General features: G+C 74.1%; 7 protein-coding genes. 5 read left to right on the top strand and 2 right to left on the bottom strand.

What is annotated here, in order from left to right:
• Window positions 1–61 precede the first annotated feature (61 nt).
• The gene (locus tag EF918_RS31950; protein ID WP_125652411.1) at window positions 62–508 is read right to left on the bottom strand and encodes a VOC family protein; all 447 of its coding nucleotides are present in this window, start codon (window positions 506–508) and stop codon (window positions 62–64) included.
• Between the two features lie 136 nt (window positions 509–644).
• Here EF918_RS31950 and EF918_RS31945 point away from each other — a divergent pair, with 136 nt between their 5' ends.
• Together EF918_RS31945 and EF918_RS31940 are read left to right on the top strand one after the other, a co-directional pair.
• The gene (locus EF918_RS31945; RefSeq protein ID WP_125652412.1) at window positions 645–1,157 is read left to right on the top strand and encodes a helix-turn-helix transcriptional regulator; all 513 of its coding nucleotides are present in this window, start codon (window positions 645–647) and stop codon (window positions 1,155–1,157) included.
• A 10-nt stretch (window positions 1,158–1,167) separates the two neighbouring features.
• Window positions 1,168–1,584: a VOC family protein gene (locus EF918_RS31940; protein WP_125652410.1), complete on the top strand. Its 417-nt coding sequence runs from the start codon at window positions 1,168–1,170 to the stop codon at window positions 1,582–1,584.
• Here EF918_RS31940 and EF918_RS31935 read toward each other — a convergent pair.
• The gene (locus tag EF918_RS31935; protein ID WP_125652409.1) at window positions 1,562–2,266 is read right to left on the bottom strand and encodes a DUF4389 domain-containing protein; all 705 of its coding nucleotides are present in this window, start codon (window positions 2,264–2,266) and stop codon (window positions 1,562–1,564) included. The genes EF918_RS31940 and EF918_RS31935 overlap by 23 nt on opposite strands.
• A gap of 222 nt (window positions 2,267–2,488) precedes the next feature.
• Here EF918_RS31935 and EF918_RS31930 point away from each other — a divergent pair, with 222 nt between their 5' ends.
• The 3 genes from EF918_RS31930 to EF918_RS31920 form a co-directional block, all read left to right on the top strand.
• The gene (locus EF918_RS31930) at window positions 2,489–3,145 is read left to right on the top strand and encodes a histidine phosphatase family protein (RefSeq protein WP_125652408.1); all 657 of its coding nucleotides are present in this window, start codon (window positions 2,489–2,491) and stop codon (window positions 3,143–3,145) included.
• A gap of 97 nt (window positions 3,146–3,242) precedes the next feature.
• The gene (locus EF918_RS31925; protein WP_125652407.1) at window positions 3,243–4,208 is read left to right on the top strand and encodes an oxygenase MpaB family protein; all 966 of its coding nucleotides are present in this window, start codon (window positions 3,243–3,245) and stop codon (window positions 4,206–4,208) included.
• On the top strand, window positions 4,190–5,244 hold a 1,055-nt coding region (locus EF918_RS31920), incomplete at its 3' end, for a serine/threonine-protein kinase (RefSeq protein WP_148141300.1). The genes EF918_RS31925 and EF918_RS31920, both read left to right, overlap by 19 nt.

The following is a 5,244-nucleotide window of genomic DNA, read 5'->3' as shown; positions in this document are numbered from 1 at the left end:
GTCCAGGAGCCGGCCGATCAGCCGTACGGTGTACGTGACTGCGCCTTCCGCGACCCCGCGGTCAGCCCACCTGGTTGAAGCGGATCATGTTGCCCGCGGGGTCGCGGAAGGCGCAGTCACGTACACCGTACGGCTGATCGGCCGGCTCCTGGACGACTTCCGCCCCACCGGCGGCCAGCCGCTCGAAGGTGCCGTCGAGGTCGGTGGTGCCCAGGGTGAGCCGGGCGTAGGTGCCCTTGGCCATCATCTCCCGCACCGTACGGCGCTCCTCCTCGGTGACGCCCGGGTCCATGGCCGGCGGCTCCAGGACGAGCGAGGTGTCCGGGCGGCCGACGGGGCCGACCGTGATCCAGCGCATCGTGTCGCGGCCGACGTCCTTGCGGACCTCGAAGCCGAGGATGTCGCGGTAGAAGGCGAGGGAGGCCTCGGGGTCCTCGTGGGGGAGGAAGATCCACTGGATGTGGACGTCGGTGGTGGCAGCGGCGGCGGGGTTCGTGGGTGCGTTCATGTCGGCCAGGCTAGGGAAGGCCCGGGGCGGGTGGCTTCTCCATTCCTGATCGGTTCGGCGGGCCCTGTGGGAGACTGACCGGGTGACGCGCCAGGACCTCGACGATCTCGTCCGGCTGCGCCGGGCCCGCGACCGGATGGACCGCGACTACGCCGAGCCGCTGGACGTGCCCGCGCTGGCGCAGGAGGCCCTGATGTCCCCGGGCCACTTCTCGCGCAGCTTCCGCGCGGCCTACGGCGAGACCCCGTACAGCTACCTGGTGACCCGCCGCATCGAACGGGCCAAGGCGCTGCTGCGGCGCGGCGACCTCACCGTGACCGAGGTCTGCTTCGCGGTCGGCTGTACCTCGCTGGGCTCGTTCAGCTCCCGCTTCAGCGAGCTCGTGGGCGAGAGCCCGAGCGCGTACCGGGCGCGGGACCACGAGGAGGGCGCCCCCGTACCGGCGTGCATCGCCAAGATCCACACCCGCCCGGTCCGCACCGCCGGACGGAACCGGGCCGACGGCAGTGCGGGCGCCGGGAAGGCCGGCGCGGGGGATCCGGCCGCCGAGGCCGGCGTGGGGGGTCAGGCGGCCGGGAAGGCCGGCGTGGGGGGTCAGGCGGCCGGGAAGGCCGGCGCCGGGGAAGCACCTCCCGCCGCCCGGCCGTAGCGTGAACGGCATGGACATCAAGATCTCGCAGTGTTTCATCGCCGTCGACGACCACGACAGGGCGATCGCCTTCTACCGCGACGTGCTCGGCCTGGAGGTCCGCAACGACGTCGGCTTCGAGGGCATGCGCTGGGTCACCGTCGGGCCGCCCGGGCAGCCCGACGTGAACATCGTGCTGGAGCCGCCGCTGGCCGACCCGAACGCCTCCGCGGACGACCGCCGGACCATGGCCGAGCTGATGGCCAAGGGCCTGCTGCGCGGGGTGATCTTCACGACGGACGACTGCGACGCCACCTTCGCACGGATCAGCGGCGCGGGCGCCGAGGTGCTGCAGGAGCCCATGGACCAGCCGTACGGCGTCCGCGACTGCGCGTTCCGGGACCCCGCCGGCAACCTGCTGCGGTTCAACCAGCCGCTGCGGAAGTGAGCCCGGCCGCCCCCGCCGCCGGCTCCTCGCCGCCCTGGTCCAGCCGGAACGGAGGGTACGCGTCCGTCATCAGGGCGGCGTAGGCACACACCCGCAGCACCCACCGGTTCAGGCCCACGACCAGGTCGAACAGGCCGCGCGGGTACCGGTCGGTGGCGGCCACCGCGATCACCGCGAACAGCGCCAGCAGGGTGATCAGGCCGCCGCCGCACATCCTGCGGTGCGAGCCGGTGAAGATGCCGACCACGAGGTAGTGCGGGAGGGCCAGCAGCCACCACTTCACCAGCACCAGCCCGCGCGAGAGCCGCTCGGGGTAGGCGATCTCCAGCCGAGCCGGGTAGTCCGGCACCGGGCCGAGGCTGAACGGCGGGTAGCGGTCGGTGCCCAGCACCCCGTACGCGTAGTACGCCACCCGCCACGACCAGCGCAGCACGCCGACGTTGAAGTCGAACAGCCCGCGCGGATAGCGGGCGGTGAACAGGATGGCGAAGAACGCGATCACGCTCACCACCAGGAACGCGAGCCACAGGAACGCCAGCACGACGTAGTGCGGGATCGCCAGGAGCCACTTGACCAGCCACAGCCAGCGGGACAGCGGGCCGTCGAGCACGGCGGTCACGCGCACCGGGTACGCCGGCGGGACGGGGGCGGGGAAGGGTCCGGGGGACGTCGGTTCCGTCATCGCTCTCTCCTCGCAAAGAAGGGCGCGGTCGAAGACCGTGCTCCCATTGTCGGAGGTCCGGTTCGACGTGGCGCGCGGGCGGTGTTTCCATGGAATCGACGGAAAGAGTCCATTTCGAGGATGCGGAGAAGCAGTCCCGAGCTGCGCACCGCACAATCGGGTTCCGCGAGAAGCGGGCGGGCTCTTTCCGTCCCTGCGCAAGGCCCGACGTAGCGTGTCCCCATGACGATCTTCCGACCGCGCATCCTGCTGGTCCGCCACGGCCAGACCGACTGGGCCCGCAGCGGCCGGCACACCGGCCGCACGGACCGGCCGCTGCTGCCGGAGGGCCGCCGCGGCGCGGTCCTGCTCGGCGAGCGGCTGCGCCGCGCCCCCTGGCTGGGCCTGCCCGGTGCGCGGGTCCGCACCAGCCCGCTGTCCCGGGCCGCCGAGACCTGCCGACTGGCCGGGTTCGGTGACCGGGCCACGCTCTGGGACGCGCTGCAGGAGTACGACTACGGCGACTACGAGGGCCTGACCACCCCGCAGATCCTCGCCGACCGCCCCGACTGGGACCTGTGGCGCGACGGCGTCCCGGGCGGCGAGACCCTGGCCGAGGTCGCCGCCCGCGCCGACGCGGTCGTGGCCTGGGCCCGCTCGGACGAGCGGGACGCGGTGCTGTTCGCCCATGCCCACTTCCTGCGGGCGGTCGCCGCCCGCTGGCTGGAGCAGGACCTCTCCCTCGCGGCCCAGTTCGACCTCGGCCCGGCCTCGCTGTCCGTCCTGGGCTGGTCCCACGCCCACCCCGCCGTGGTGCGCTGGAACGACCTCGGCCATCTGGAGGCCGAGGCCGGAGCGGACGGGACCACCGACCGGGCGGGGGACCGGGCCGCGGACTGAGCCACGGGTGCGGCGGCGGGCCGGGCCGCGGGGTGAGCCGTGTACCGGCCGCCGGGCCGCGGACTGAGCCCTCCCGAACAGGGGTACGGGTACGGGCATGGACGCGCCCGTCGCCACCGGCCCCGCCCCCGAACCGGAGCCCCGCCCGGACCCGGGGCTGTACGGACCCGACTCCGTCACCTGGCAGTGCCACGGCGATCCGGTCATGTGGATCGCCGGTGTCCGCGCGCTCTACCTCCAGGCCCTGCACCCGCGCGCCGTCCGCGCCGTCCTGGAGAACTCGGACTTCCGCGCCGACGCCTGGGGCCGCCTGCTGCGCACCGCCGACTTCGTCGGCACCGTCACCTACGGCACCACCGAGGCCGCCGAGCGGGCCGGCGCCCGGGTCCGCCGGATCCACCGCGCGCTCTCGGCGACCGACCCCGGCACGGGCGAGCGCTACCCCGTGGACGACCCCGAACTGCTGCTGTGGGTGCACTGCGCGCAGATCGACTCGTTCCTGCACGTCCTGCTCCGCTCCGGGGTCCCCCTCACCCCCGCCCAGGCCGACCGCTACGTCGACGAGAACCGGGCCGGTGCCCGCCTCGTCGGCCTCGACCCGGCCGGGGTGCCCGCCGACACCGCCGGGCTGGCGGCGTACTTCGAGGAGGTCCGGCCCGTCCTCGCCGCCGGTCCGGACGCCCGCGCCGTGGACGCGTTCCTGCGCGAGCCGCCGATCCCGGCCCTGCTCGTACCTGGCCGAAAACTGCTCTGGCGTCCGCTCGTAGAACTCGCGTACGGGACCCTGCCGGGGTATGCGCACCAGCTGTACGGGCGCCCCGCACCCGCCCCGGGGCGCGTCACCCGGCGCCTGCGCCGCACGGGGCGCGTGCTGCGCACCGTTCCCGCGCGTCTGCGCTGGCAGCTCCCGCCAGGTCACATCTTGAACGCGATGCGTCGGCTGGGCTCGGCAAGCCGCCCGTCGGCGTACACACTGCGCAGACAGGCGGCCATACTGGACGAGCCGGGGAGGGCACAGCACGACGACGGGGGCGGCACCACGAGATGGCGGAGAGCAGACTGATCCATGGCCGGTACCGGTCGCTCGACCTGATCGGTCGTGGTGGCATGGGCGAGGTGTGGCGGGCCCGCGACGAGTCCCTCGGCCGCCAGGTCGCCGTCAAATGCCTCAAGCCGCTCGGCCCGGAACAGGACGCCCATTTCACCCAGGTGCTGCGCGAACGCTTCCGCCGCGAGGCGCGCGTCGCCGCCTCCCTCCAGCACCGCGGGGTCACCGTCGTCCACGACTTCGGCGACGACAGCGCCGCCGGCGGCCCGCTCTACCTCGTCATGGAACTCCTCGACGGCCGCAACCTCAGCCAGCTCCTGGAGGAGAACGGCTCCCGCCCCCTGCCGGTGGAGGACCTGGTCGACATCGCCGAGCAGGTCGCGGCCGCCCTCGCGTACACCCATCAGCAGGGCGTCGTGCACCGCGACCTCAAGCCGGCGAACATCATGCGGCTCACCGACGGCACGGTGAAGATCTGCGACTTCGGCATCGCCCGGCTCGCCCACGACATCGGCTTCACCTCCAAGCTCACCGGCGGCGGCGTCGCCATGGGCACCCCGCACTACATGTCGCCCGAGCAGATCGCGGGCGGCGAGGCCGACCACAGCAGCGACCTGTACTCGCTGGGCTGCGTCCTGTACGAACTCGCCACCGGCGCGCCCCCGTTCGACGGCGACAACTGGTCGGTGCTCGTCGGCCACCGGGACACCCTCCCGGTCCCGCTGCGGGAGCACCGGCCCGAGCTGCCCCCCTTCTTCGAGCAGGTCGTCCTCGACCTGCTCGCCAAGCGCCCCGAGGACCGCCCCGCCGACGCCCGTACGCTGCACCAGCGGCTGGTCGCCGCCCGCCGTGGCCCGTACGCACCGGCCGCGGCCCTGCCGCCGCTGCCCGCCTGGGCGCTGCACATGACCGCCGGCCACCGGGCCGCCCCGGAGGCGCGGCCGGCCGGCGACGCGTGGGCGGCGCTGAACGGCGCCTGGACACCGGCGCCGACGCCCCTGGCCCCCGCCCCCGCCGCCACCGGCGGCCCGCGGCCCGGCCGCGCCTCCGG

Origin of the sequence: Streptomyces sp. WAC06614, from assembly GCF_003949795.1 — a bacterium.
Classification (GTDB): Bacteria; Actinomycetota; Actinomycetes; order Streptomycetales; family Streptomycetaceae; genus Streptomyces.
This window is presented reverse-complemented; position numbering and strand designations above follow the sequence as displayed.

What these genes read in the sequence shown, in the direction of transcription:
- EF918_RS31950 (WP_125652411.1), bottom strand. Translation starts at nt 508, where the DNA reads ATGAACGCACCCACGAACCCCGCCGCCGCTGCCACCACCGACGTCCAC.
- EF918_RS31945 (WP_125652412.1), top strand. Translation starts at nt 645, where the DNA reads ATGGACCGCGACTACGCCGAGCCGCTGGACGTGCCCGCGCTGGCGCAG.
- EF918_RS31940 (WP_125652410.1), top strand. Translation starts at nt 1,168, where the DNA reads ATGGACATCAAGATCTCGCAGTGTTTCATCGCCGTCGACGACCACGAC.
- EF918_RS31935 (WP_125652409.1), bottom strand. Translation starts at nt 2,266, where the DNA reads ATGACGGAACCGACGTCCCCCGGACCCTTCCCCGCCCCCGTCCCGCCG.
- EF918_RS31925 (WP_125652407.1), top strand. Translation starts at nt 3,243, where the DNA reads ATGGACGCGCCCGTCGCCACCGGCCCCGCCCCCGAACCGGAGCCCCGC.
- EF918_RS31930 (WP_125652408.1), top strand. Translation starts at nt 2,489, where the DNA reads ATGACGATCTTCCGACCGCGCATCCTGCTGGTCCGCCACGGCCAGACC.